Source organism: Streptomyces torulosus, from assembly GCF_001419765.1.
Classification (GTDB): domain Bacteria; phylum Actinomycetota; class Actinomycetes; order Streptomycetales; family Streptomycetaceae; genus Streptomyces; species Streptomyces torulosus.
The window spans coordinates 1-23,291 of sequence record NZ_LIRK01000143.1 but is presented as its reverse complement, the minus strand read 5'-3'; the positions used below and the strand labels follow the sequence as shown (position 1 = coordinate 23,291).

Genomic DNA, 23,291 nt, shown 5'->3' with positions numbered 1-23,291 from the left:
CCCTACGACCTCGTGCACGGTTGGCCGTGGCTCAGCGTTCAGGTGGCTCGTTGAACAGGGCATGGTGAGGGCTGGGGCACGCGAGTTGATCGTGGCGGAGTACCGGGTCACCGGGCTGTCGCCGATGGTGATCGCTGAACTCGTCGCCGAGGTAGGGCCGTTGTGGCACGAGCTGCATCAGTCTCGGCTCACTGCTCGGCCACGGCAACGGGCGGTAGGAGCCGGAGCGAAGCACAAGTTCGTCTTCATCGATCGTCTGTTGGCCACGCTGGTGAATCTGCGCCACGGCACCACGCACGACGTGCTGGCCTGCTGGTTCGGCGTGGACCGCTCCACTATCACCCGCGCCATCGGCGAGGTGCGGCCCCTGCTGGCGCAACGGGGCTGCACTGTCGCCCGGGGCATCCGGCTGCGCACTCTCGCCGAGGTCATCGAGTACTTGGGCGCCGACGGACGGACCGGGATCATCGACGGCACGGAGATCCGTGTGCGACGCCCGGCCGCAGGCCGCAAGGACCGGGACAAATTCGTCTCCGGCAAGACCAAGCAGAACGCCGTGAAGTCCATGATCCTCACGGACGCCGAGGGGCGCGTGCTGTTCTGCAGCCCGGTCCGGCCCGGCAGTTGCGCCGACATCACCCAGGCCCGGCAGCTGGGACTGGCCCAGCTCCTGGCCGACGGCCCGTTCCTCGAGATCCTCGCGGACGCCGGCTACCAGGGCATGGGCGCGCAGACCGGCGGACGCGTGCTGACACCACCCCATCGCAAGTTCAAGAAGAACGCTCCCGCCTGGTACGAGGAGCGACACGAGCAGCAACGCAAGGCACACTCCTCACGACGCATCCGCGTCGAGCACGGTATCGCCCACTTGAAAAACTGGCGGGCTCTCGCCCGCCACCTTGGCCGCCGCGAGCACATGAGCGACATCGTCCAGGCCGTCGCCGCACTGCTCTCACACCAGCAGACCGCCACCCTCGGCCACGGCCTTCAAGCGTGAACACAGACCGCACCACACACCTCGACGTGCCACGGCCAACCGTGCACGAGGTCGTTAGCCATGGAATCCGCACCGGGCTCGACACTGGATGAGGACCGGCTGCTGTTCACCGCGCACTACGCCGCCAAGCCCACACCGCCGACAACTTCTGCGGCCTACTGCTGAACGAGTGCACCGATCAGTCCGGCCCGTCCGTGTGGGTGTCGGTCGGGACGCCGTTCATGCGTAGAGGTAGCCCCTCGGGGCGGTGCCGCCAGTGCCACCGGTGCTACCTCCGCTGGCGTAGATGGTGGCCTCCTTGGCGGTGGTTGCGATGCCGTTGTTGCCGTGGAAAATGCGTTTGCCCCAGTCGGTCAGGGAGTTGGCCTTGAAGTTATTGACCATGTCCAGGTAGCCGCCAGTGTTGCCGCTCCAGGACCAGCCCAGGTATCCCAGGCTGAGTTCCTCCGTGATGGCCATGATCGCGTCCTCGTTGGGGTTGCCGTCGGTGTGCCAGTCGCCGAACTCACCTACCAGGATCGGCAATCCGGCGCTGTCGAAGAAGTCGAGGTAGTCCCGCACCGTATCGGCGGCTTCGTAGACCCCGTACATGTGGATCGAGAAGATCGTGTTCCGGTTGGGGTCGGCGTCGAAGACCGTGTGGGCGTGGTTGCGCATGGTACCCGAATAGTCCTGACCCCAGTTGGGGGGCGTCGACCATGATGGCGTGGCGGAAGCCGGCACCTCGCAGCTTCCGGATGGCGGCGCTGGTGTCGGAAGTCCAGCGCTCGTAATCCTTGTTGCCGTGCGGCTCGTTGCCGATATTGATGACGACGTACTTCTCCTGGCCCTGCAGCGCTCCTTTGACCTTGATCCAGTAATCGGCGGCCTCGGAGAGCGTGGCGGCGCCGCTCACCTCGCCGTAACCGGTGGTGTCGTGCACCTCCAGCACGCAGATCAGCCGGTTCCGCTTGCACAGCCGGACGATGGTAGAGACCTCAGCGGCGCTGGTCATCGGCCAATGGTGGCCGCTGGAGAGCACCACGCGGACGGTGTTGGCGCCCTTCGCCTTAATGTCGGCGAGGGAGCCCGTCCGGTCGGTATACCAAGCGTGAGGATGGTTGACGCCGCGCATCACAAATCCGCTTATCCCGCGAATCCTTCTGTATCCGCCTGTGCCCCCTCGTGTCCGCCAGTGCGGAAATCCCAGGTCAGAGCGACTGACGCACGTCCCGGCAGGGTCCGACTGTACCCCTCTGTGTCCCCCTGTATCCGGCTGTTCGAGCGAGCACGGAGCGAGCAGAAGGCCCCCGCCACCTGCGAGAACAGGTCACGGGGGCCACCACCAACGCCACGCCTCGGAGCCTACCCCCCGATCGTCATCGCGCCACCGACCCCGACCGGCCGCGCGGCCGCCGTGCCCTTCTGAGGCCGCCTCGCACGCGGAACGAGGCCGGCCACCTTCTCCGCGATCTCCCGGTCCACTTCCTCGAAGACCTCCGTGTACGTCTCCGACGTCAGCTGCACCGACGCATGCCGCAGCACCGTCTTCACCGCATGGATGTCGCCACTGGCGGCATACACGAGCGTCGCCGCCAGGTGCCGCAGGTCCCGCAGATTGATCGGCGGCAACCCGACCCGCTTATAGATCCGCCGGAACTCCTTCGACACCTTGTCCGGGTGCAGCCAGGAGCCGTCCAGGTCCGTCCAGACCTTCCCCGTGTCGACCCAGTCCGCGACGTCCTTGCCCTTCGCCCGCTCCTCGGCGGCGTGCCGGTTCCACTCCTTGCGCTCGGCGAGCTGCTGCCGCCGCCGCTCGCGCAGCGCCGCCACATTCAGCGAGTCGAGCCCGATCGGCGACGACGACTCCTCCGTCTTCGGGTCGTCCTCGAACACCTCCCAGTTGTCCACCACGAGGTTCTTCGCCGGCGTGATGAGACCGGCATCGAGGCCGACGTACGCCCAGGCGAGCCCGACACCCTCACCGCGACGCAGACCACGGAACGCGATCAACTGGAAGAACGAGTACAGCCGACTCGACTCGGCCTCATCGAGGAACGCGCCGAGCTGCTCCGGTGTCCACACCATGACCGGCGACGGCTTCTCCCCCGTACGCCGCCAGTGCTCGACGTGCTGCGCCCTCCACATCCGCGCCTTCGGCCGCTTCCCCGACTCCAACTCGACCCACCCGGCCGCGTTGAACGTGATCAGCTGCTTCCTGATCGCCGCGTTCAACGCAGCCCGCAGCGTCGCCCGGATCCGCTGCTTCGTCGCCGGCCCCGTGATCCGCCCGTAGGGCGGCATCGCCGCGAGCTTCTCACGCTCGACGGCGAGCTGCGCCGACACTTCAGCCGGCGGCTTACCGGGCTTCCCCCACCGGCAGCGCGCTTCCTGCTCACGACGCTCCTGGTTCTGGGCGGCGATCACCTCGTTGCGAGCGTCGATGCCGTCGAAGAATGCCTGCACATGACCGATGTTCAGCCGGTCGAGCCGGAAGCGCCCCAGGCCCGGCTTCAGGTGCACGCGGATGTGCGACTCGTACGACGACGTCGTGCGGCGCTTCGTCTTCTTCGCGGCCACCCACGCATCCAGCCAGTCACCGAGCAACATGTCGCTGTCGAGGGCGACACCGCCGGCCAAACGGCGCTTCACTTCGGCCGCGTCCGGGATCGCCTCACGGTCCCGTGACACGCCCATCAGCAGGTCGCCGATCTGGTGCCCGCGGTGCGGATCGTCGTCGTCGACCAGGGCGAGGACGGCGCGCACCTTGTCCAGGTCGCCCTGGGCGGCCGTCACCGTGGAGTAGCCGGTCCGCCGGAAGATTCGGCGACCTGCTCAAGCTGCCGCCGACCATCAGCGTCGAGACAGCCGGCCGTGCCTTCGGCATCAGCCGCAGGAAGGCGTACGAGCTGGTCCGCAAGGGCGCCTTCCCCTGCGAAGTCATCAAGGTCGGGGAGGAGCGGGTGGGGTACAAGGTCGTGACCGCCGACCTCCACCGCGTCCTCGGCGTCCGGCAAACCACCAAGCAGGCCTCGATGGCATGCCCCCCCGTAGACCACTTTCCATCCCCCCGCAGCGGCCCGGCCTCCTCCTCCCCCTCATGAGGCCGGGTCGCTGCCATGCCTGGCTCAGCGGTCAGTTCACGGTCATCGACCAGGAACCGCGCGACAGGGTGAGAACGCCGTCCGGGTCGATCCGGACCTGGGCCCCGTACACCGGCAGCCCGCCCTCCCTGTTGAGCCGGTGACGGATCTTCTCCAGCGCATCCCACAAGCGGCGGGGCCCGCTCTGGTGCACCGTCGGGGAGTCGAGGAACCCGGCCGCCGTGGCACGGGCCCACGACCCGTCAGGGTGGAGCAGCCACACCGTGCGCGCGTCGCCGTCCTGCCTGATCCGGTAGTCGACGCCGGCGACTTGCAGCTCCAGCATCGATATGACGTCCCACGCGTCCGGCGGGTACAGCAGCGGGTACCGGCTCGTGCTGACCTCTTCCCCGTCGCCTTCCGTGGCCTCCTGCCCGAGGTCGGCCGGGGGCCCGTAGGTGTCGCCGTGCCGGGTCCGCATGAACCCCGCACGATCCCACTCGATCTGGCCCGTGGCGCCGCCGTCCTCGCTCGCGTCGGCGGTGAGGATCAGCCCCGTGCCAGAGAGCGTCGTCACGAGCCGGCCGCCCGGCCGCAAGGCGCGCAGCCAGGAGACCGGCACGGGCCGAACGGACACCGTGGCAACGATCCGGTCGTACTTGCCGGGCAGATCCCCCGTGATGTCGCAGACCTCCAGCCGAGGATGCTCCCCGATCTCGGCGAGCCGGTCACCGGCTCTCTTCACGAGGTCGGCGTCCACGTCCACGCTCGTGACCCGGTGATCACCGAGGCGGGCACACGCCAGGGCAGTGCCGTAGCCGGTGCCCGTGGTGACCAGCAGCCGGGAGTCGTCGGCGATCATCGCGTGCCGGTACATCCGTACGACCAGGCTGGGCAGCGTCGACGAGGAGGTGGGCCTGCCGCTGAGGACCATGCCGACTTTCCCCGCGTCGTCGGCGTGGCAGCCCTCAACGCGGGTGACGAGCGTCTGGTCCGTGTACGCCGCCTCAGCCCACGCTTCGGGATCCTCCGGGCCGTTGCGGCGCGTCCAGACACCGCCGTCCTGCTCCCACCAGCACGGCACGAACATGTGCCGCGGCACGCTCGCCACGGCGCCGTGCCAGCGGGACTCCGGCCGGACGACTTCGCCGGCCAGCCGCTTGGCCTGCTCTGCCCAGTTCATCGCTCGTCGTTCCTCTTTCGTCAGTACGCAGGGTCGCAGGCTTCGGTGTTCGACGGATCGCAGTCGTTGGAATCATCCGGCGTGCACGCCGAGTTGCGGCCGGGATGCTCGCCGCGGTCTGCGCCCACCGCTGCCCGCCGAACACGCCGGCGAGCCCCTGCACCTTCACGTTCCCCGTGGGCAGGAACCGACCGAGCACGCACGGGGTGACCGTACCGTCGGTCATCACCGCGGCCCGGCCCTTCGCGCAGCGCCCGCACAGGTCCCCGATGCTGGGCACGTGCTTCTCGGCCCGGCCCACGCTGCGGACGCGGTCGGTGTTGATGACGCGGACACCGATGCTCTCCAGATCGGCGCGGGCCTCCGCGACGCGCTGCCCCTCGAACACCTCGACGATGCCGACCTGAAGGGGGATACTTCGTGTCACGGCCTGGACAATGTTCGCGCGGGTCGCAGCGTGCGAGCCCTTGCGGCCGGTCACCCGCTCGTGCTCTGCCGGGTCGTCGCTGTAGTACGACGTCGCGAGGGAAACCCGCGGGTGCGCGAACAGCTCCCAGTGCGTGAGCTTCACCCGATACAGGTTGCTGTACACCTGCACGTCGAGCCCCTCGGCGAGCGCGCGCTGCACGAGGGCCTCGAAGGAGGGGTGCATGGTCGGCTCGCCGCCGATGAACTGCACCTTCTTCACGCCGAGCCTGGCGGCATCACTGATGACCTGCTTCCAGTCGTCCGCCGTCATCGTGCCGTGCCCTTCCGTGGGCCCGGCCTTCGCGTAGCAGAGCGACGGACAGGTGAGCTGACACTTCCCGGTGATCTCCAGCTCCAGGAACTCCGGAACGATGGGCTTGGCCGGCGCCTCGGGGGCGATCGTCATCCTTGTCTCCTTGTCGATTGGACGCTTTTGAGAGCCCGGCGCGGGGACGTGACTTGGCCGTGGGGGAACGGGAAGTGGTCCCCGCGCCGGACGTGGAGGACTGCCCGTGGGCCGGGGCCGGACGGCGCCGGATTAGCGGGCAGAGACTACGGCCGGGGGCTAGATCAGGCCGTGACGGTTCGGGTCCGTACAGCCGCCGGTCGACGTGCCGCAGCCGTGACAGCCCTGCCCCTGGTCCTGCTGGTCGTCGGATTCGTTGGTGTCTGCCATGAGGTGTTGCCTTCCTGTTCGGTGGTCGGCTGCCGCTGCATGAAGTAGGCGAGTGCCTGAGCCTTGAGGCGCGCGAGGCAGTCCTCGCACGCCATGAACGGTGCGTGCTGGCCGTCCCACTGCACCAGGCCGAGCCAGGCCACCGGTAAGCCGGTGCGCTGGCACCCGAGCCAGCAGTCACCGAGCACCCAGTGCGCTTCCACAGAGCGGCCCTTTCTTTCGAGTTGCAGGTGGCCCCGGGCGCGGAGCAAAGCAACCCCCGCCCCGGAGCCACCACCCCTGACGCACAGCACGGGCTTGCGACAGGGGGTCTGTGGGGGTCACGGACCAGGGGTGTCGGAGGGCGCGGCAACGGCGGTCGGCCGGTCCGTCTTCTCCGGCTTGGACCACTCGCCAGCCATCTCGACGAGCGTCACCAGCGACCGAGCCGCAACGCCGAGGTCTTGCAGCCGTGCCGCAGCATCAGATCGCGGGGCGGCGGCGTCGAGGACCTCGTCGGCGTGCCTCAGCGACACCATCGCGGACTCCGCGACCTCATCCCTCATCCCGGCCACTAGCCGCGCCACCTCGGGCGCCAGCCGCTGCACGTGGCCTTCGAGCTGTTCCAGGAGCGTCGTCATCTCGTCCTCGTCGATCCGAGGCACCTGCCACAACGCCCGGTCACACAGCCGCCGGACGCCTGGCGCGTCGAGCGTCGCCGTCTCGCACTGCGCCTGCCCGTCGTGCTGGTTCATGCCGCAGCCTCCAGTTCGGCGAATAGCTCATTCATGTCGAGCACACGGAACGACGACAGCCGCCGCACGAGCTTCGACCCGAGCAGCATCGGGGCCCGCGGATCGTCGAACGTCACCGGCCCGTCCGGCCGCTCAACAACGTCGAGGCCGCCACCCGCAGGGCGGCCGTAGACGCAGCCGATCGCGCCGTACAGCGGGGCGCTCGTGGCGAGGAACACCATCGGGTTCTCGTCCATGTGAGGGCAGAGCTTGGCCGTCGTACGGACGTGCCGGGCGCAGACCGGCGGCTGGTCCGTCCAGATGAGCGGCGCCGCCGGGTCCTCGTCTTTCGGCCCGGCCAGGAAGATCCATCCGAGCGGCGTCCGCGCTGGCCGGGTGCACACCTGGCAGCGGTTCGCGAGCATCGTCACCATCTGCCGGTACGGGTGCATGAACTTCCACTGCGGCTCGCCGACCGGCATGCCGCCGGCGTCCATGCTGAACGAGCAGCGCGCCCACAGCATGTCGCGTACGGGCCGGTCCCTGGGGTCCTCGTCGGCGTAGAACAACCGCAACTCGCTGCCGCGGCGACGACGTAACAGGCAGAGGTTCGCCGGGGCCGCTTCCTCGCCCTTGCGCTGGGTGATGAAGGGGATCACGCCCCGCTCGCTTGGGCGACTCACCGCAGGACGGGGGAACTGGATCACGGGACGGCCTCCAGGGTCACCGGTTGATGTCTTCGGTCCGGCGCACCTTCTGGGCGGCGCGGACGAAGCTCTCGACGTCCTGGCCGACACACAGCTCTCCAGGGGACTCCGCAGGGGCGCACCAGTACGACCGCCCGCGCGGAACGGTCAGTCGGACGTCAGGCACACCGAGCAGGTCGCCTCGTCCCCGGCACTCGACGCCGGGGAAGTCGCGGTGACTGAAGCCCCACGAGAAGTCGCCGGGCAGCAGGAAGTAGTACAGGTGCGTGTGGAGGTCCATGAACACAGGGCCGCCGGGAGTCTGGCGGAGGAAGGCGTCCACCTTCGTCAGGTCGTCCGTACCGGCCTGGGCCCACACTAAGTCGGCCGGCACCCGGAGGGCGGAGAACACCTCGCCCGTGGACAGGAGCGCGACGCCGCCTTCCGCCCACTGGTAGCGGGCTCGGTCTGGGTCATCTGTGGCGGTGAGGAGCCAGTCAGTGAACACAAGTTGCCATTCCTGATGCAGCACCACCCGTCTTGCAGAACCTTCAGATGCCAGCCCCTCGACGGGCGTCAGCGTCATGGGCTCGGCGAGACCGTTCACGTCTTCGCATCGCTCGCCGTCTTGAGCAGTGCCTGTCTCCTGCGCGGTTTCAGTTCTCATCATCGTCACGCCTTGATCAGGGGAGTCGGCGGGGCGACGCGCAGCACTGTGGGTCATCGCTGCCCCTCGGTGGTTGTCTGCCAAAGTGGGCTCATCCCTCACAGAGAGTCGGGGACGAGCTCGCGACACCGGCCGGAGGTGCAGTCCGGTGCGGTGCCTGTTCAGTTCAACGGGCAGGAGCCGGTGAAGGGCAGGAAAAGCCGCTGGGCGGTGGTCGCAGCCGACCGGAAATTTCCGGTCTCAGCGTTCACCGATCATCAGCGCAGGGCTACGGTGAGTAGGTGACCGGAAATTTCCGCCTCAGGATCGCAATGGCCGAACGAGGTTTCCAGCAAGCGGAGTTAGCTGAGGCGGTCAATGCTCAGCTACTGGCCGCAGGCGAGCGGGACAGCGTAGGTGACCGCACCGTACGGACGTGGCTGACCGGAAAAACCACCTGGCCCCACCGTGCGAAGCGCAACGCCTTGGAGGCAGTATTCCGGTGCACCATCGAGGCCCTGGGGTTCTACCCGCCGGGGTCACCCGCACCGCCGCAGGAGGACCCCGACGTGATCCGCCGCCGCTTCCTTACCTGCGCCGGAGGTACCGCTGCCGCCGTCGCCCTTCCCCATGGCTCCGCTCGACCATCCAGCGTCGGCACCTCGGACGTGATCCGGCTCCGCGAGGGCATGGATGGACTGACCGCCCTCGACCAGAACCGGGGCGGTAACGCCAGCCTCGAACATGATGCTCTCGCAGGAGCGGCCGAAGCAGTCAGTCTTCAAGGAAAGGCCGCAACGCAGCGCATCAGACAGCGCCTGTTCGGCGTAGCCGCCGACTACACCGCCATGGCCGCTTGGTCCTGCATCGACGCCCGCCAGCTGGACCGCGCACAGACCCACCTCAACGAAGCGCTCCGATTGGCCGGGATGGCACAAGACCCCGTGGCCGAGATGCGGGTGTGGAACTCCACCGCGATCCTCGCCCACCAACGCGGGGACATCGGCGAGGGCCTCGCTGCCGCTCAAGCCGCACAGTCAACCGCGATCACTCGCCGTGATCCGCTGTTCAGCTCCCTCGCTCACGCGCGCGCCGCCGTCGGCCACGCCCACCGCGGCGACGGGCAATCAGCCATCCGCTCTCTCGGATACGCCGAAGAGGCCATAGGCAAGGTCCAGCAGCAGCCGCGGCCGGGCTGGGTGGCGTTCTACGGCCCTGCGGAGCTTCACGCCCTGGCCGCGATCGTCCGCGAGTACCTCGGCCAACCAGCTGAGGCCGAGGCAGCCTCGTACCGAGCTCTTGCCGCCCTGCCCAAGCAGTACCGGCGCAACCGGGCGATGGCCACCGTCCACCTCGCGGTCGCACAGCTCCACCAAGGCGACGCCGAGCAGGCTTGCGCGTCCACCGAAGGCGTGTTCAACCTGATGTCCGGCAGCCCCCTACCCGGCCGCCTCCGGGTCCTGCTCGGCGATTTCTACCGAGACCTTCTCACCCATGCGCCCTCTGCCCAGGTGGCGCGAGGGTGGGCCGACCGTTACCGATCCGAATGGAGCGCTCGTTGACCACGGCAGTTCAGCTACGCCACTACGGCCATGCCGACCTTCCCGACATCCGGCAAACCCTGCTTGACGTTCACGCCGAGGCATACGCCGACAGGCGTCACGAGGAGTTCGTGCAGCGGTTCCCCTGGTTCGTCGATCACTGGGGCGGCCGGGAAGGGTGGGCGTGCGTGGTCGCCTACGAGAACGGCGAACCGGTTGGGTTCACCTACGGGGCACCGGGCGAGCCTGGCCGCGAATGGTGGCGTGACTACCTGGACGAGGAACCAGTTGACCCTTCCACATTCTCCGTCTCGGAACTGATGCTCCGCCCGAAGTGGCGCAAGCAGGGACTCGGGGAGCAGCTACACGCCGCGCTGCTCGCCGACCGGCCAGAGGCCCTCGCCGTACTCACCGTCGACACCAAACGGCCACGATTGCAGGCCTTGTACGAGAGTTGGGGATACCGGAAGGTCGGCGAGCGTCAGCCATTCCCAGACTCCCCGCTGTACGCCGTGATGCTCAAGGAACTCAAGGCCGCCTGACCACCAACACGACGGCCCGCGCCCACCGCTGGAGTGGGCCGTCGTTGCTGGCCGTACGTCGAAGCCCGATAGAGAGGCCAGAAGGTCCGCATCATGTCCCTGCTCCAGCCTTCCAGTCGGCGAGACCTCCTCACTGACGCCCCGGCGTCCTCTTCGTCTACGGCACGCTCCAGGTCGACGACGTTCTCCAAGCACTGTTGGGACGGGTACCCGCCCGCATGCATACTTCCGCCCGTGAGTGGCGCGCCGCCGCACTCGAGGAACGCGTCTACCCCGGGCTTGTGGCTTCGCCCGGCACCGTAGCTACCGGCCTGTTGCTCACTGACCTGACCGACGAGGAGTGGAGAGTCCTCGACGCGTTCGAGGACCACCGATACGAGCTGCGCGAGGTCGCACTCTCGACGGGCGGCCGCGGGTTGACGTACGTCTGGACTGGCGGGGACGTCCGCCCCGAGAACTGGGACCTAGCCAGGTTCGAGGAGCAGCACCTTTCGGCGTACGCCGCGCGCTGCGCCCGGATCGGTCCCCGGCTGGCCGCGGGTGAGCCCAAAGGCGAGTAGCCGGTCCGGCAGGGGAAGGTCAGACGTTGAAGCCCTTCTGCCGCACGCCAGGCCCCCATAAGGCCGTGCGCTTCGCGAAGCAGTCCCGGCACAACGGGTTGGCGCCGCTGCCGTACCGCTTGCCCTCAGTACTCCAGCCGGCAAGGTCGGGATCGCCACGTTCGTGATGCGCGGCAGACCCTCCACTGGGCCGACGAAGTCCGCGCCCCTCCCCGGAACTGCCCGAGCTGCCCTCCGGCCGGGCGGGCAAGGGCAAGGAACTGACCATAGCCCTCCAGCTGTCCGGCGAGCATGCTGCTCGCACCCGTTTGGCCTATTCAAGAAGAAGGATAGGCGCGGAAGTGTCATCATTTTGTCACGATCGCGGACTTCATCGAAATCGTGGGAGTGAATGTGAATCCGGAGGAGAGTGAAGCGCAATACCCGAGGCAAAACGGATCAAATCAAACCGAACGTCTCGGCGATGTTCGAAATCTGGTTGGCTTGCTGCTTGCGGGCTTCACAGGAGCGGTGAATCTCATTGGCCTACGCAACGCCGAGCTGACGACAATCCTTCGCAATCAAGGGATTCTGGTCGGACTTGCATCCGTTCTGCTGCTCGGTGCCCTAATCTGTTCCATTGCCAGCATTTTTGCCGAAGATCACCGGCTACACCTTTTGATCTCCGGCTCCGTGACATCTTTCCTTCTAGCCATCACCGCATTGGCGATCTATGCGGTCAGGATTCCCAAAACCGCAAATTGGGCGCGCGGCTGGATTCTAGGATGCGCCGTGTTCCTTGCGGCACTAGCAGTCGTCGGGATTGTCGCATGGGTAATCCGTCGACCTGGGACACCGCAAGTATCCTTGCAGTTCACGCTATTGATCGCAGCCGCGATCCTGTTCTCTTCTGCCGTCACCACCGTGGTGCGAATTGAAGCGAGGAACCAGGCAGTAACATCCCTCCCGCAACTAGAAGCCAGCACGAGTTTGAAGGGGGGAATTGGCGAAGTGTCTGCCCGAGCATCTGCCACCAAGCTGCGCGACAACGAGTACGTCCTTCTTGTGGTCCAGGGACTTCCGACGGAAACTCTGCAGGAAAAAATCGACAAACTCAAGGACAGCGACCACCCCTGCGAAGGCACAGATCTTTGTAGAGTGCTCGCGGATGTAGACGTCTATCCTGACTCGTTCGGGAATATTACAAGAGACTTCAAGTTTCCATTCATGCTCGACAATTATACGCACCTCAGTGTTGGCGCATACATCTGTGAAGCCAAACTAGTAAAAAGCGAGTGCCAAATCGGGGAGAAGTACTCAACTGTGGATCTCGCAGTAGAGGCATCATCTGAGTAAATTTCAGATATTTTCGTCCCGGACAGCTTCGTCGCCCTCGCGGGGCTCGGTCCGCTCCAGCTTGCGCAGCGCCTGGAGCTCATCGGCGCGCGGCGATCCTCGGCGGCGAGCTCCGCCTGGACCACGTCGTCGGTGTCCGGGTCGTAGACCGGTCCTCGGCCGCGGCGGGGAGCAGCTGGTCGATGCGCTTTCACTCCGCGAGCTCCGCCCGGCCTCGTTCATCTTTGGCGAGGTGCTAGACGGGAGTCCTGGCGCGCGTCGAAGCGGGCCTCCTCGAGGGCAGCCGTGGCGGCGGCCGCGATCATCCCCTTCCGCCCGGCGGCGCACCACACGCCGTCCGATCCGGGCGTGGGTCGCCCCGGCGCACGTACGACATATCTCGTTGAGGTCGAGGTCGTCACTCATGCACGTACTCGTGCTCCAGCTCGGTGAGGCAGGCAGCGATCTGGTCGCTGCGCCGGGAGGTCCAGCGGATCAGCTCGTGCGGCACCCCGGCAATCTCCATCACCGGCCGGCGCCCCGGGGTGACGATGCGCGGCTCGGTCGCCAGCCCCAGCGCCTCGCAGACCTCAGCGGCCACGAGCTCGTTGTAGAGCGCGGAGGCGGCCACGGTGTTCTCATGCAGGGCCAGGGTGTGGGTCGAGCCCCACTTCCCGTCCAGACGCTGCCCTTTCACGGACAGCAGCAGATGGTCATGGAGCAAGGGCATCCCCGACCGTGCCTCGTAGTGGCGGAAGCGCGCGGCGACCAGACCGCCGGGCGGCCGCACCCGGTAGATGCCGTCCTTGCCGTACCGGATCACCGCCACCTCGTCCTCGACCCACTCCAGCACCCGCTCGATCGCCCGCTCGTGCGCGGCCTCGATCACCCGCCGCGTCTCCTCATCCCCCAGCGCCCACAACAGGTAGATCGTCGGCTGCGGCCGGAACACGAAGTCGACACCGGTCACCGTCACCCGGCGACCGAGGGCGCCGGCCTTGAACGCCTTCTTCGGGGAGTCGCCCCTGGCGAGCCGGTCGGCCTCGATCTGGTCCGCGTACGGGTGCCGGCCCCGCTCGCCGAACAGGTTCCGCGGCTGGCCCTCGGTGACTTCCTCGCCGGGTGTCAGTCCGAGCACGGCCAGGCTGCGGCCCATCCATCGCCCGGCCGGGACACCGGCTTGCTCCTGGGCCTCGCGCAGCGGCGTGCGGGCCGGGCGGCGGCCGTCGCCGACAACGGTCTCGCGCGAGTAGTAGCGGTACATCTGACCGGCCCGGATCACCCTGATATCCACTGTCATGGAGACCACGCCACACGGCTCTGACCTGCAAGAAAAGGCCGATCAGCGGTACGTCCCGCCAGGCGGGAGCAGTGGCCGAACTTTCTTCTCAGAAGCCCGCCGGGCGGGAAGCGGCCCCGAGCCGGAAGCGAATGTCATCGCTCTCCGGCACCGGCAGCTCCCCGGCACGAAGCGGCCCGTCGTCGGGACGTACAGAGGGCGCCGAGCTGGGTGCGGCGAGGGGTGTTACCGGGGGCGAGCGTGATGGTCAGGGTGACCGCGTTGTGGCCGTGGAGCTGGTCGGCTCCGCTCTGCTGTGCGATGGAGCGGGCGTCGGTGGTGAGCTGTACGTAGATGTGGGGTGTGGGGTCCTCGTCGAGGGCGAGGGCGAGGGGGCGGGCGATCTCCCGGGCGATCCATCCGAGGAAGACGCCCTGGTGCTGGACTTGGATGGCGTTCGGGTCGGCCTCGTTGCCGGGATCGCGAACGAGGTCGAGGAGGGTGCCGGCCGACAGCTGCGCGAGGTAAAGGTCGTTGCCGCTGTGGCGGACGCCGCGCAGGGGGCAGGTGAAGGTCCCGGTGCCGCTGAGGATCGCGGCCTGGGTGGCGCGGGGGCTTCGGCGTTCGGTGCTGCGGATGAGGAGGCGGGCTGTGTCGGGGTCGGTGAGCGTGGTGATCTCGTCGGTGGTGAGCTGGCTGAGCCAGTCGAGGAACTGCCGGAAGGTCGGCTCGGGGTAGGGGCAGTTGGCGGCGAGGGTCGTCGCGGTGGCGCGGTCGTGAATGCCGATGCTGGAGGCGTAGCAGGCGGCGGGGCTGCCGACCCCGTATTTGATCATGGCGGGGAGCGCGGCCAGGTGTCCCTGGGCGGGGACGCCGCGCCGGAGTTCGAGGATCTGGAGCAGCGCGGAGACGACCCAGGCGAGGTCCTGGACGATGATCTTGTCGATCGCGCTGGTCGTCGCGGTGATGTCGGGGGTGAGCAGGTTGCCGTGGTGCGTCTGGTGGAGGTCGGCTGCCTGGAGGCCGGCGATCCAGTCCGTGGCGAGCGGCACGAGTGCGGGGGCGGCGACCTTCTTCTGGCGGATGCTGCGCTGGACTTCGTGCACCTCGGTGGCGAGGGTCAGGATGAGTCGCTGCAGGTGGGGCCTGTACTCGGCGGTGAGTAGTTCGGGGCGTACGTCGAGGGCGGTCTGGATCTTCTCGGCGGCGGCGAGTGCGTCGGTGCCGCCCTGGACGCTGAGGCCGGAGCGGACGATCGCGGTGCGTGCGGGCCGGTCGGGCAGGCGCTGGCGGCGACGCGGCGGGCGGAGAAGCGGGCCAGTGGGGCCAGGGACCATTCCTGGGCCCCGAGCTGGTGTCCGCCGAGGGTGTCGCCGAGGAGCGATTGGGCGGCCTGCTCGAGGAGGTGCTGGTCGGGGGTGTCGACGACTTCCTCGGCGAGCAGGGCCAGGAGCTGGATGTCGAGTCCGTCGGCCCACTCGGCCAGTTTTCCGTCGGTGGGGTCGGCCAGGTCCAGCGCGGTGAGGTCCTCGCCGGCGTCGGGCCGGTGGCCGAGGCGGGCGATGACGAGTTCGTAGTAGAGCCAGCGGAGCGTGGAGACGACCGGTTCGATCCTGTCCCGGTCCAGGTAGTGGCGGCGTAGTTCCTGGGCGGCGCTGGAGTCCTTGGCGATCAGTACGACGTGGCCTTCGGTCTCCTGGCCGGCGCGGCCGGCCCGCCCGGCGGTGTTCCAGAAGTCGCGGACGCTGACCCTGTCGTTCTGGCCGCGCCAGGTGTCGGGGACGAGGACGGTCTTGGTGGGCAGGTTCATGCCCTGGGACAGGGTGCTGGTCGCGCACAGGACACGGAGCGCGCCGTTGCGGTAGGCGCGCTCAAGGCAGGTGCGGACGGCCTGGGGAACCTCGGCGTGGTGGTATGCGTAGCCCCCGAGGACCATGATCGTAAGTTCGTGGCTGTTGCCGATATGCCGGCCGATCTCGGCAGCGGCTTCCAGGCGCCGTCGGGCGACGTCGGCGAGGGCTACGTCGTCAAGGACGCCACCGGCAACCGCTTCACCTTCACCGCCAACCACTACCTCGAGCCCGGCGACTACGTGAAGCTGCGCGGCGGCCACGGCACCGACTCCGACACGTCCAACGTCGTCTACCGCGACAACTGCAACTTCCTGTGGAACAACGACCGCGACACCATCTACCTGTACAAGCCCTCCGGCAGCCGCGCTGACGTCCACTCCTACACCAAGAACGGATCCGACCCCGACGGCTACATCCGCTACCACAACTGAGCCTCCGTCGAGCAGCAGTCGCTCACCGCAGGACGCATACGTCACGGGATCCTCGCCTCTTTGTGCTGCCGGAAGTCCGCTTGCTCGGCTGTGTCGTTGATCCGGAAGCCCCGGGGGTCAACGACACAGCCCCAGGCGCGTGATTGAGGCGAGACGGGGGGGCTCGCCGGGAAACCTGGGCAGCGGACGGGACGGTCAGCCGACGTTGAACCAGCTCCACACCGCCAGCACGGCAGGGATCGGGCAGGCCAGCGCGCCCAGCAGGAGCGCACGGCGCGGCCCCTGCATCCGCCGGAGACCCGGCGCGAAGGCCACTGCGCCCAGCACGGCCGCAGCACCAGCCACGCCCACCAGGCGCTCCAGCAGGAAGCCGCCCATCGCTGCCCCGGCCGCCACGCCCCACACGGCCGCCATGCCCACCAGGAGCGCCAGTCAGGCCACCGAAACCACCGTGACGGCCCACAGCACGCACGCCAGCAGTCGCACACCCGCCCGCCGCAACCGGGCGGCCGGCTTCCACTGGCTACTGGGAATCGCGCAGGACTGGGGATTCACGGGGTGCCCTTCCGAGAGGTTGTGGTCGATCCTCGCCTCTCGGGGTCCATGCCGCCTGAGGTCACCTACTCAACACACCACGGGCCCGTACTCAAGTGACGCAGACGGGACCGCGTCTCCGCAGTCTCCGCCTTTGCCCACCGGATGCGAAGTCCCCGTGTGGTGCGCGACTTCGCGTTCGGGCGCCAGATCACCAGCGCCGAAACGGTGAACTACTGAGCGGCCCCGGCCCAGCCATGGGAGGGCTTCAGCCGGGCCCGTGTCCAGCGGGCCCGTGCCGTGCCGAAGGGAAGGCCGGGGCGCCGGGCGGGCCTGCGGGCTTCAGGTGGTGGTGGGCCAGGTCCGCAGCAGAGCGGCGATCTTCCCGGCGGTGCATGCGGGATCGAGGAGCAGGTCCTTCAGGGCGATGGCGTCCTCGCGGCCGGGCTTGACGGAGATCCCGGCCGCTTCCAGGTACATCACGCCCGTAGCCGCGGCGACGGCCATGTTGGAGCGCTCCAGCCAGCGGCACCGGCCCAGCGTGTGCACCAGAGCGGCAGCCCTTGCGTAGGGGCCGTCGTAGACGGGCTGCTCGAACAGTTCGACCCGGTGACGGGCGACCGCCGAGACCGGCACACCGTAGTCGTCGGGCGCCGGATCGTCCGCTCCGGCGGCCTCGGCGACCTGCAGGATCCAGGGAACGTCGATGTGCAGGTCCATCAGGCCGCGTGCGCTCCCCGGGAGGCCTGCTGGGCCTGTTCGGCCTCGTCGAAGACCGCCTGATGGTCGGCCAGGAAGCGGGCCGCCGCCCCCACCGCACGGGCGCGCAGCCCGCTGGCGTCGTCCTGCACCAGCCGCGCGAGGTAGTCCCCGACACTCAGCCCCAGATCCGCGGCACGCTTCTTCGCGAGCTCCGCGACGTCCTCGTCCACCCGAGCTCCCAGCTGTGTCTTCGCCATACCAGCATGGTAACAGCTGTTACTAACGGAGGGGGCGGCCGCGGCTGAGCGGTGGTCCCCAGCGTCCCGTCCCTGGCCCGGAGACAGCCGCGCCCCGGAGAGTCCGCTCGCAGGTGCGGCGCCTGCTCACCCAATTGAGCGGGACGCCGAGCAGCGCACTCCCGTGCCGTCGGCGTCGAGCCCTCGTTGAACAACACGACTCCATCCACCGGGCCCCGGGGATGCCTTCACTCCCCGGGGCCCGTGGTGTCTCCGGACGTGGGTCAGATCTCCCCTGCCGCCGTGGTGGTGAGCCAGTCTGCGGCTTCGGTGTCGGCCATCACTGGAATAGTCATCGTCCGCTTCATCCGAGCGTCGGGCGAGGCTTGCTCCGGTCACGCCTTACTGTCTGCTACGCCTCTGGGCTGCCTTCCTTGAGTTCGGGGTGTTCCTGGATCCAGTGCTCGTCTGCGCTCTCGGTGTCAGGGGTGGGGTGGTGTGGCAGGCGATAGGCAGCGAGGGCTGCGAGGGCTGCTACGCCGCCGAGTGTGGCGGCCACGAGGCGAGGTCCGGTGAGGGCGAGGAGTTGGCCGCCGAGTGCTGCTCCTGCTGCGGATGCAAGGTTGTAGCCGGACCCGAGCCATGCGTTGGCTTCCGCGTGGCGTGAGGCGTCGATGCGTTCGTCGACGAGGAGGTAGGCGATGACGAAGATCGGCGTGAGCGGGAGTCCGACGCAGAAGGCGGCCAGGATGGTCAGGGGCGATGCGGACAGCGCGGCCAGTGAGAAGGCGCCGACCACGAGTCCAGTGGTGGCGGCTGCGTACCGGATTCGCAAGGAGGCGGCCCACTTCTTGCGCCCGTAGGCTAATCCGCCGACGACACCGCCCAGTGAGAAAGCGGCGAAGGAGTAGCCGGAGGTGATTGACCGTCAGTCCGCCGCCGCACAGTCCGAGTGCGATGACGGGCACCGTGATGCCTTGGCCGTCACGGGACCGGATGATGGATCGTCGTCGCTCTGTGGTCCCCGGGGAAGGGGCTGGGGTGTTTTCGGCGGTTGGAAGAGCACGTGTGGCCGCGCCGAGCCCCACTGCTGCGGGTACCAGAAGCAGGGCGCCGGCGGCGAGGACCCAGCGTGCGTCGACCAGGGCCATGGCGGCGGTTCCCATGAGCGGTGTGACCACGAAGGTGAGTTCTTCGACGGTCGAGTCGAGTGCGTGGATGCTCTGCAGGTGTTGCTTGTCCGGCATCAGCCGGGACCACAGGGCGCGTAGGGCGGGGTTGAGCGGCGGGAACAGGGCGCCTGCTGCCGCGATGATGAGGAGGGGAATCTGCCAATGGCTTTGGCTGGTTGCGGCTGCTGCCGCGGCGAACAAGGACACGCTGGCCAGCGCCATGATGAGAGGTGCTGCCGGGCCGTGGGTGGCGCACCACCGTGCTCGGGCGGGGCCGGGCAGGGCGATGGCCAGCAGGAGAGCTCCAGAGGCGAGGCCGGCGATGCCGATCCCGTAGTGCTGCGTGAAGGAGATCAGTGCTGCGAAGGGTATGAGGCCGGACGGCAGCCGGCTCAGGATACCCAGGGCAAGAAGGCTTCTGGAGCGGGGTACTGCGAGGGTGGCCCGGTAACCGGGGGTGGTCGTTTCGCTCATGAGGCAGCTCCCGTGAGCGATGGCGGCTGAGGGAGAGTCGGAACGCTGTGTGCGTTCGCCCATGCGCAGATGATGGCGAGGGCGTGGCGGAGGTGGGCGGGGTCTTGGCCGTCCACGAGCTGGTGTCCTTCGATGAGGGCATGGCCTTTGCTGATACGGACCGCCACACGTCCGACCAGCGAGTGGCCGACGAGTACAGGCATGCCGAAGTACCCGCACTCTCTCTTTGCTGCTGGTTTGTAGGCTTCCAGGAGGTATTCGACGCCGAAGAGGCGGCGCATGCGAGGCCGGTGCCAGATCAGTGAGTCGAAAGGGGACAAGGGGGTGCACAGCGTGTCGTCGACTGGCGGCGTGCTCAGGACGGTGCGACAGACCCAGGCGCGTTCTGTCCAGCCTTCGACGCTGGCGGGCTCGGCCTCTTCCAGCTCAGCGAGGCATGCCGCCACCTTGCCCTGCGGCAGCCTGAAGTAGTCGGCGACATCGTCCGTGGTGGCCACACCGAGGGCCCGCACGGCCAGACGGGTCAGCGCATGCAGGCATTCCGCATCATCGGGTTCCGCGCGCAGGAGGTCCTCGGGGATGACGGTTTCGGCTCTCTGGTAGACGCGCTGCCAGCCGCGTCGGTGCACACAGGCGAGTTCGCCGGTGGCCAGGAGCCATTCCAGGGCCCACTTGTTGGCCGAGGACCGCTCCCACCCGCTGCCCTTCGCCCCTCCCAGGTCGCTGATGGTGACCGCGGTCCGTTCGGTGAGGACAGCTCGGACATGCTTGACCGCGTCCGGATCAACTGGGGGCCCGGTCCATCCTTTGGCCGCGAAGTGCCGGCGCCGGAAAGCGAACAGCGGCCAGTGGCTGAGCGGGATCAGTGATGCGGCATGGGCCCAGTACTCGAACAGCACGGGCGGCGTCACTTGGCTGATCAGTCGCTGCGCTTCGGCGACGGGCACGCGGCGAGCGAACTGGACGAGTTCGTGGGAGCGCCGCACGACGCTGATGGTGTCCAGTTGGATGCAGCCGAGGCCGCGCAGGGTTTCTTCGGCGTGTGACGGGGCGGAGCGGGTGTACAGGCCCTGGGCCGCCACCGCAATGGACCGGGCTTGCTCCAGGGAGAAGTCAGTCATGGACGGCTTCCGCCTCTGCCGCTTCCTCGTACACGCCGCGCGCTTGCAGGGAATCAGCATGCAGGAGCACGATGCGGGCGATGGCCTGGCCCCGGCGCACGGTGACCGGGCCGGTCGGGCGGACTGCGATGCTTACTCCGTTTTCCTGGCCGGCGCGCGTCAGGACCGTGTTGGAAAGGATTCCTGTTGGTACGTCAAGAGCCGAGGATCCTTCGAGGGGAAGCACCAGGAGGAAGTAGCCGCGGGGAACGTCGATGGCCCAGCCGAGGCGCCACTCGGCGCTCCCGGCCCCATTGACGAGGAACATGTTCTCCCAGCCGCGGGGCGTTCTGAACTGGTGCAGGTGCAGCCAGGATGTTTTCTCCACGGCCAGGTGCGTCTTCTCGCGCTGCCACAGCTCGGTGCGGTTGGCGGCCCGTCCGGCTGCTTCTGGCTCGGTGCCTCCGTCCAGCTCGATCTGGTCGAGCGGCGTGAACGCGACATCGACCGGGCTGGTCACCTCCCAGCCGAGTTCCCGCCCCATCACCCAAGGGGCGCAGTGCTCGGGCCGGCGTTCCGCCCGGACGAAACGGAAGTTGTCCCGGTAGACCGCTGCGGTATCCCGGCTGCCCTGCCGGTCGACGCTGCGTTTCACCGGAAGGAGCGACCAGGGGTGAAGTGGGCGGAAATGGACCTCTACCGGCAAGAACCTTGACCTTTCGTTGCTGCATGAACCCCCGCAGGTGGTGGCCTGCGGGGGCGCATGTGGTGAACTTACCTGCTGCAGACGGGAGTTATTGCACGGCCGCGGTCTTGTCCGTCAGCCGGGCAGCCGCCTCGTTGAGCTTGCTCTCGTCGTAGCTGACCTGAGCGGAGTCGAAGACGGAGACGCTGCAGGGCCCGAAGCCGACCCTGATCTCGTCGTACTGCACCTTGCCGCCCTCGTCCTCCGGCAGCGACAGGTCCACGCCGTCGAGGTGCACGACGCTGAGGCTGTGAGGGCTGAACTTGAACTCGACCTTTTCGTTGTCGTCCGGAACGGTCCTGGCGAACAGGCCGCAGTAGACGGTGTTGTCCTGTTCGTCGACCGCGATGCCGCGCGGGCCGGGGCCGACAGGGATGCAGCGGGTGGTCGTGAGCTCCTCGGTGTCCACGACTGCTATCTGCGAGATGCGCTCGAGCGTCAGCAGCGCGAAGGCGTTGTCGGGGGTGAAAGCGACCGCGCGGCCGCCGTCGCTCTTGACCGGGACCTTCGCGATGACGCTGTCCGTCTCCAGGTCGATGACCGGCATCGCCTCGATGGCGTTGCAGGCGACGAACGCGCGCTTGCCGGTTCGGTCGATGTTCAGGCTGTAGGGGAAGGAGTCCTCCCCGATGTGGATGCAGGCGACCTCGCGGATCGACTCCGGCCGCCCCTCGGCGATCAGACCGCTCAGGTCGAGCTTGGAGATGTAGCCCGAGCCCCAGGTGCAGATGTACGCGTACCGGCCGTCCTTGCTGATGGCCATGTGCCGCGGGTCGCGGGCCACCGCAACCTGGGTCAGTTCGGTTCGCGACTCGAGGTCCACGACCGACACCGTGTTGGATCCCGAGTTGGACACCAGCAGGTAGCGCTCGCCGGGCACGATGCCCAGCCCACGCGGACCGGAGCCGACGGTGATCCGCGCGCCCTCGCGACGGGTCAGCGCGTCCAGCTCGGACACCGTGTTCGTGCTCGTGTTCGAGACGAAGCCGCGTCCGTCGCGCGTGAACTTCACTGCGCCGCGCGGAGCGTTGCCTACCGCAATCTCCTTGACGACTCTGTGCGAGGACGGGCCGTCCTCGCGGATGACCGTGATCTGTCCGGAATCGGTGTCGGTGGAGTAGATCTCAACGCTCACGCTGTCTCCATCTGTTGGCTTCCACCACGAGACGTAGTGGCCGACATGTCGCTGAGCGATGCTAGGCATCCGGTTTAACGCCGGACAATGCCGTGCCGAATGCGTCGGCAATCCCGGGTAGGGGAACTACCTGACCAGCGGTGTTTCGCTGTGACGGCAAGCGCAGCAGCTGTGGCCGACGCAGGCTCGCGACTGTCCGGCAGAAGGGATCCGAGATGAACAAAATCCCACCGAGCCACATTGTTCAGCGAGATACGGACGAACCTTGGCGTAATCACGTCGCCTTCAATGCCCGCTTGAAGGTATTTTGTTGAAAATCGCTCCTCGGTACCGCTTGCCGATACCGGGAGTCGGCCTCTCTGCCAGTCACGAGGGCCACCAGTCTTCTCCCGTGCGAGTGACCGCAGTCGGTCCACACTGAAGCGGCTGACGCACAGTGTCCGAATGCACTCGCGAAGCTCGCATACGCTGCCCGGTACAGAGCTGGTGCTGCGACCGCATACGTTCACCGGATTGGTGATCCGTGACGCCAGGAGGGCACTGTCACGTTGGTTGGCCGGGTGGGATGGTCTTCTGGGTGAGGTCCGGGGTCCTCTCGGCAAGTTCGCGGGCGTAGCAGGCGATGGCCGAGGCGTCGGCGCCCACATTGATCGTGCTGGAGGGGCTGTCTGTGGGGGCTGTGTCGCCGTCGTACAAGGGGCTCTACCCCGCTGCCCTTGCAGTTACCACGCCCGCCTGAGGGCTCGGCCCGTCACCCAAGGTGGAGTCGTTCAACCGGTTCCCTCAGTGGATCGGCTTCGACAACCGCGGCGTCATCGCCGACAACGACCCCATCGAGCAGGAGAAGGCGATGAAGTTCAACGCCCTGCTCACGAACGCGGTGATCTTCCACAATGCCCTGGACATCGCGGAGATCGCCCGTCAGCTACTGGAGGAAGGGTGGGAGATCGCCCCGGAGGACCTAGTGACCTGAGTCGGAGATTCGTCGGCAGTAGGTGGCGACTTTGTCGAGGATCTCGTCGGCGGTCTTGGTCCAGACGAAGGGCTTGGGGTGCTCGTTCCAGTCTTTGACCCAGCTGCGGATGTCCCGTTCGAGGGCTTGGACGGAGCGGTGGACACCGCGCTTGAGCTTCTTCTGCGTGAGCTCGGCGAACCACCGCTCCACCAGGTTCAGCCAGGACGAACTTGTCGGCGTGAAGTGAAGGTGGAAGCGCGGGTGCGCCAGGAGCCACTTCTTGACGG

Annotated in this window: 21 protein-coding genes and 4 pseudogenes; 7 read left to right on the top strand and 18 right to left on the bottom strand. The window is 67.7% G+C overall.

The annotated features are described in order from the left end of the window. The first annotated feature begins 61 nt into the window (after nt 1-61). Nucleotides 62-997 (top strand): transposase family protein, encoded by a 936-nt coding sequence (locus AOK23_RS11065; protein ID WP_055712571.1) that lies wholly within the window; start codon nt 62-64, stop codon nt 995-997. A 219-nt stretch (nt 998-1,216) separates the two neighbouring features. Here AOK23_RS11065 and AOK23_RS44815 read toward each other — a convergent pair. The 7 genes and pseudogenes from AOK23_RS44815 to AOK23_RS11025 form a co-directional block, all read right to left on the bottom strand. Then, nucleotides 1,217-2,111 (bottom strand): annotated as a pseudogene (locus AOK23_RS44815) (glycoside hydrolase family 5 protein). A gap of 230 nt (nt 2,112-2,341) precedes the next feature. Then, nucleotides 2,342-3,772: a site-specific integrase gene (locus AOK23_RS11050; RefSeq protein ID WP_063791316.1), complete on the bottom strand. Its 1,431-nt coding sequence runs from the start codon at nt 3,770-3,772 to the stop codon at nt 2,342-2,344. Nucleotides 3,773-4,111: 339 nt separating this feature from the next. Next, nucleotides 4,112-5,161, bottom strand: coding sequence for a methyltransferase domain-containing protein (locus AOK23_RS11045; RefSeq protein WP_338056455.1), 1,050 nt, complete (start codon nt 5,159-5,161; stop codon nt 4,112-4,114). Then, nucleotides 5,067-6,116: a radical SAM protein gene (locus tag AOK23_RS11040; protein ID WP_338056454.1), complete on the bottom strand. Its 1,050-nt coding sequence runs from the start codon at nt 6,114-6,116 to the stop codon at nt 5,067-5,069. The genes AOK23_RS11045 and AOK23_RS11040 overlap by 95 nt, the downstream gene beginning before the upstream one ends. Nucleotides 6,117-6,706: 590 nt before the next feature. Further along, nucleotides 6,707-7,120, bottom strand: a complete 414-nt coding sequence (locus AOK23_RS11035; RefSeq protein ID WP_055712567.1) for a DUF6415 family natural product biosynthesis protein — start codon at nt 7,118-7,120, stop codon at nt 6,707-6,709. Continuing rightward, nucleotides 7,117-7,758, bottom strand: a complete 642-nt coding sequence (locus AOK23_RS11030; protein ID WP_240496349.1) for a hypothetical protein — start codon at nt 7,756-7,758, stop codon at nt 7,117-7,119. Before AOK23_RS11030 ends, AOK23_RS11035 begins: the two co-directional genes overlap by 4 nt. A 64-nt stretch (nt 7,759-7,822) precedes the next feature. Next, the gene (locus AOK23_RS11025; protein ID WP_169800289.1) at nt 7,823-8,461 is read right to left on the bottom strand and encodes a hypothetical protein; all 639 of its coding nucleotides are present in this window, start codon (nt 8,459-8,461) and stop codon (nt 7,823-7,825) included. 272 nt (nt 8,462-8,733) lie between these two features. Between AOK23_RS11025 and AOK23_RS11020 the strand changes: the two genes are divergently transcribed. The 4 genes and pseudogenes from AOK23_RS11020 to AOK23_RS47775 all read left to right on the top strand — a co-directional run bounded on the left by AOK23_RS11020 (nt 8,734) and on the right by AOK23_RS47775 (nt 12,409). Continuing rightward, nucleotides 8,734-9,993, top strand: a complete 1,260-nt coding sequence (locus AOK23_RS11020; RefSeq protein WP_240496348.1) for an NsdA family TPR-like regulatory protein — start codon at nt 8,734-8,736, stop codon at nt 9,991-9,993. Beyond that, nucleotides 9,978-10,514: a GNAT family N-acetyltransferase gene (locus AOK23_RS11015; RefSeq protein ID WP_055712563.1), complete on the top strand. Its 537-nt coding sequence runs from the start codon at nt 9,978-9,980 to the stop codon at nt 10,512-10,514. Before AOK23_RS11020 ends, AOK23_RS11015 begins: the two co-directional genes overlap by 16 nt. Before the next feature lie 161 nt (nt 10,515-10,675). Continuing rightward, nucleotides 10,676-11,074: pseudogene (locus tag AOK23_RS11010) on the top strand (gamma-glutamylcyclotransferase family protein); the annotation flags it as partial. A 393-nt stretch (nt 11,075-11,467) separates the two neighbouring features. After that, nucleotides 11,468-12,409, top strand: coding sequence for a hypothetical protein (locus AOK23_RS47775; RefSeq protein ID WP_157877998.1), 942 nt, complete (start codon nt 11,468-11,470; stop codon nt 12,407-12,409). Between the two features lie 397 nt (nt 12,410-12,806). Here AOK23_RS47775 and mobF read toward each other — a convergent pair whose 3' ends face one another. The 3 genes from mobF to AOK23_RS10995 all read right to left on the bottom strand — a co-directional run bounded on the left by mobF (nt 12,807) and on the right by AOK23_RS10995 (nt 15,603). Further along, nucleotides 12,807-13,688, bottom strand: a complete 882-nt coding sequence (mobF, locus tag AOK23_RS11005; RefSeq protein WP_157877997.1) for a MobF family relaxase — start codon at nt 13,686-13,688, stop codon at nt 12,807-12,809. A gap of 134 nt (nt 13,689-13,822) precedes the next feature. After that, nucleotides 13,823-14,773 (bottom strand): HIRAN domain-containing protein, encoded by a 951-nt coding sequence (locus AOK23_RS11000; RefSeq protein ID WP_055712561.1) that lies wholly within the window; start codon nt 14,771-14,773, stop codon nt 13,823-13,825. Nucleotides 14,774-14,787: 14 nt separating this feature from the next. Next, complete coding sequence (locus tag AOK23_RS10995) at nt 14,788-15,603, bottom strand: helicase-related protein (protein WP_055712560.1); 816 nt, start codon at nt 15,601-15,603, stop codon at nt 14,788-14,790. Nucleotides 15,604-15,681: 78 nt separating this feature from the next. Here AOK23_RS10995 and AOK23_RS10990 point away from each other — a divergent pair. Continuing rightward, nucleotides 15,682-15,951, top strand: a pseudogene (locus AOK23_RS10990) (lamin tail domain-containing protein); the annotation flags it as partial. A 195-nt stretch (nt 15,952-16,146) separates the two neighbouring features. Here AOK23_RS10990 and AOK23_RS10985 read toward each other — a convergent pair. The 7 genes from AOK23_RS10985 to AOK23_RS10950 form a co-directional block, all read right to left on the bottom strand. After that, entirely contained in the window at nt 16,147-16,365 is a 219-nt protein-coding gene (locus AOK23_RS10985; protein ID WP_240496346.1) for a hypothetical protein, read from the bottom strand. Between the two features lie 462 nt (nt 16,366-16,827). Continuing rightward, nucleotides 16,828-17,205: a hypothetical protein gene (locus tag AOK23_RS10980; protein ID WP_055712559.1), complete on the bottom strand. Its 378-nt coding sequence runs from the start codon at nt 17,203-17,205 to the stop codon at nt 16,828-16,830. Then, complete coding sequence (locus AOK23_RS10975; protein WP_055712558.1) at nt 17,205-17,444, bottom strand: hypothetical protein; 240 nt, start codon at nt 17,442-17,444, stop codon at nt 17,205-17,207. The genes AOK23_RS10980 and AOK23_RS10975 overlap by 1 nt, the downstream gene beginning before the upstream one ends. 391 nt (nt 17,445-17,835) lie before the next feature. After that, on the bottom strand, nt 17,836-18,345 hold the full coding sequence (locus AOK23_RS10970) for an MFS transporter (RefSeq protein WP_079049410.1): 510 nt from the start codon (nt 18,343-18,345) through the stop codon (nt 17,836-17,838). 720 nt (nt 18,346-19,065) lie between these two features. Beyond that, entirely contained in the window at nt 19,066-20,190 is a 1,125-nt protein-coding gene (locus AOK23_RS10960; RefSeq protein ID WP_157877996.1) for a winged helix-turn-helix domain-containing protein, read from the bottom strand. Beyond that, a complete protein-coding gene (locus AOK23_RS10955) occupies nt 20,183-20,824 on the bottom strand; it encodes a hypothetical protein (RefSeq protein WP_063791315.1) in 642 nt (213 codons plus the stop codon). Before AOK23_RS10955 ends, AOK23_RS10960 begins: the two co-directional genes overlap by 8 nt. 139 nt (nt 20,825-20,963) lie before the next feature. Beyond that, nucleotides 20,964-22,049 (bottom strand): YncE family protein, encoded by a 1,086-nt coding sequence (locus tag AOK23_RS10950; protein ID WP_055712553.1) that lies wholly within the window; start codon nt 22,047-22,049, stop codon nt 20,964-20,966. A gap of 760 nt (nt 22,050-22,809) precedes the next feature. Here AOK23_RS10950 and AOK23_RS10945 point away from each other — a divergent pair. Beyond that, nucleotides 22,810-23,022: a Tn3 family transposase gene (locus AOK23_RS10945; RefSeq protein ID WP_063791314.1), complete on the top strand. Its 213-nt coding sequence runs from the start codon at nt 22,810-22,812 to the stop codon at nt 23,020-23,022. Here the strand turns inward: AOK23_RS10945 and AOK23_RS10940 are convergent. After that, a pseudogene (locus tag AOK23_RS10940) lies at nt 23,011-23,291 on the bottom strand (IS630 family transposase); the annotation flags it as partial. The gene AOK23_RS10945 and the pseudogene AOK23_RS10940 overlap by 12 nt on opposite strands.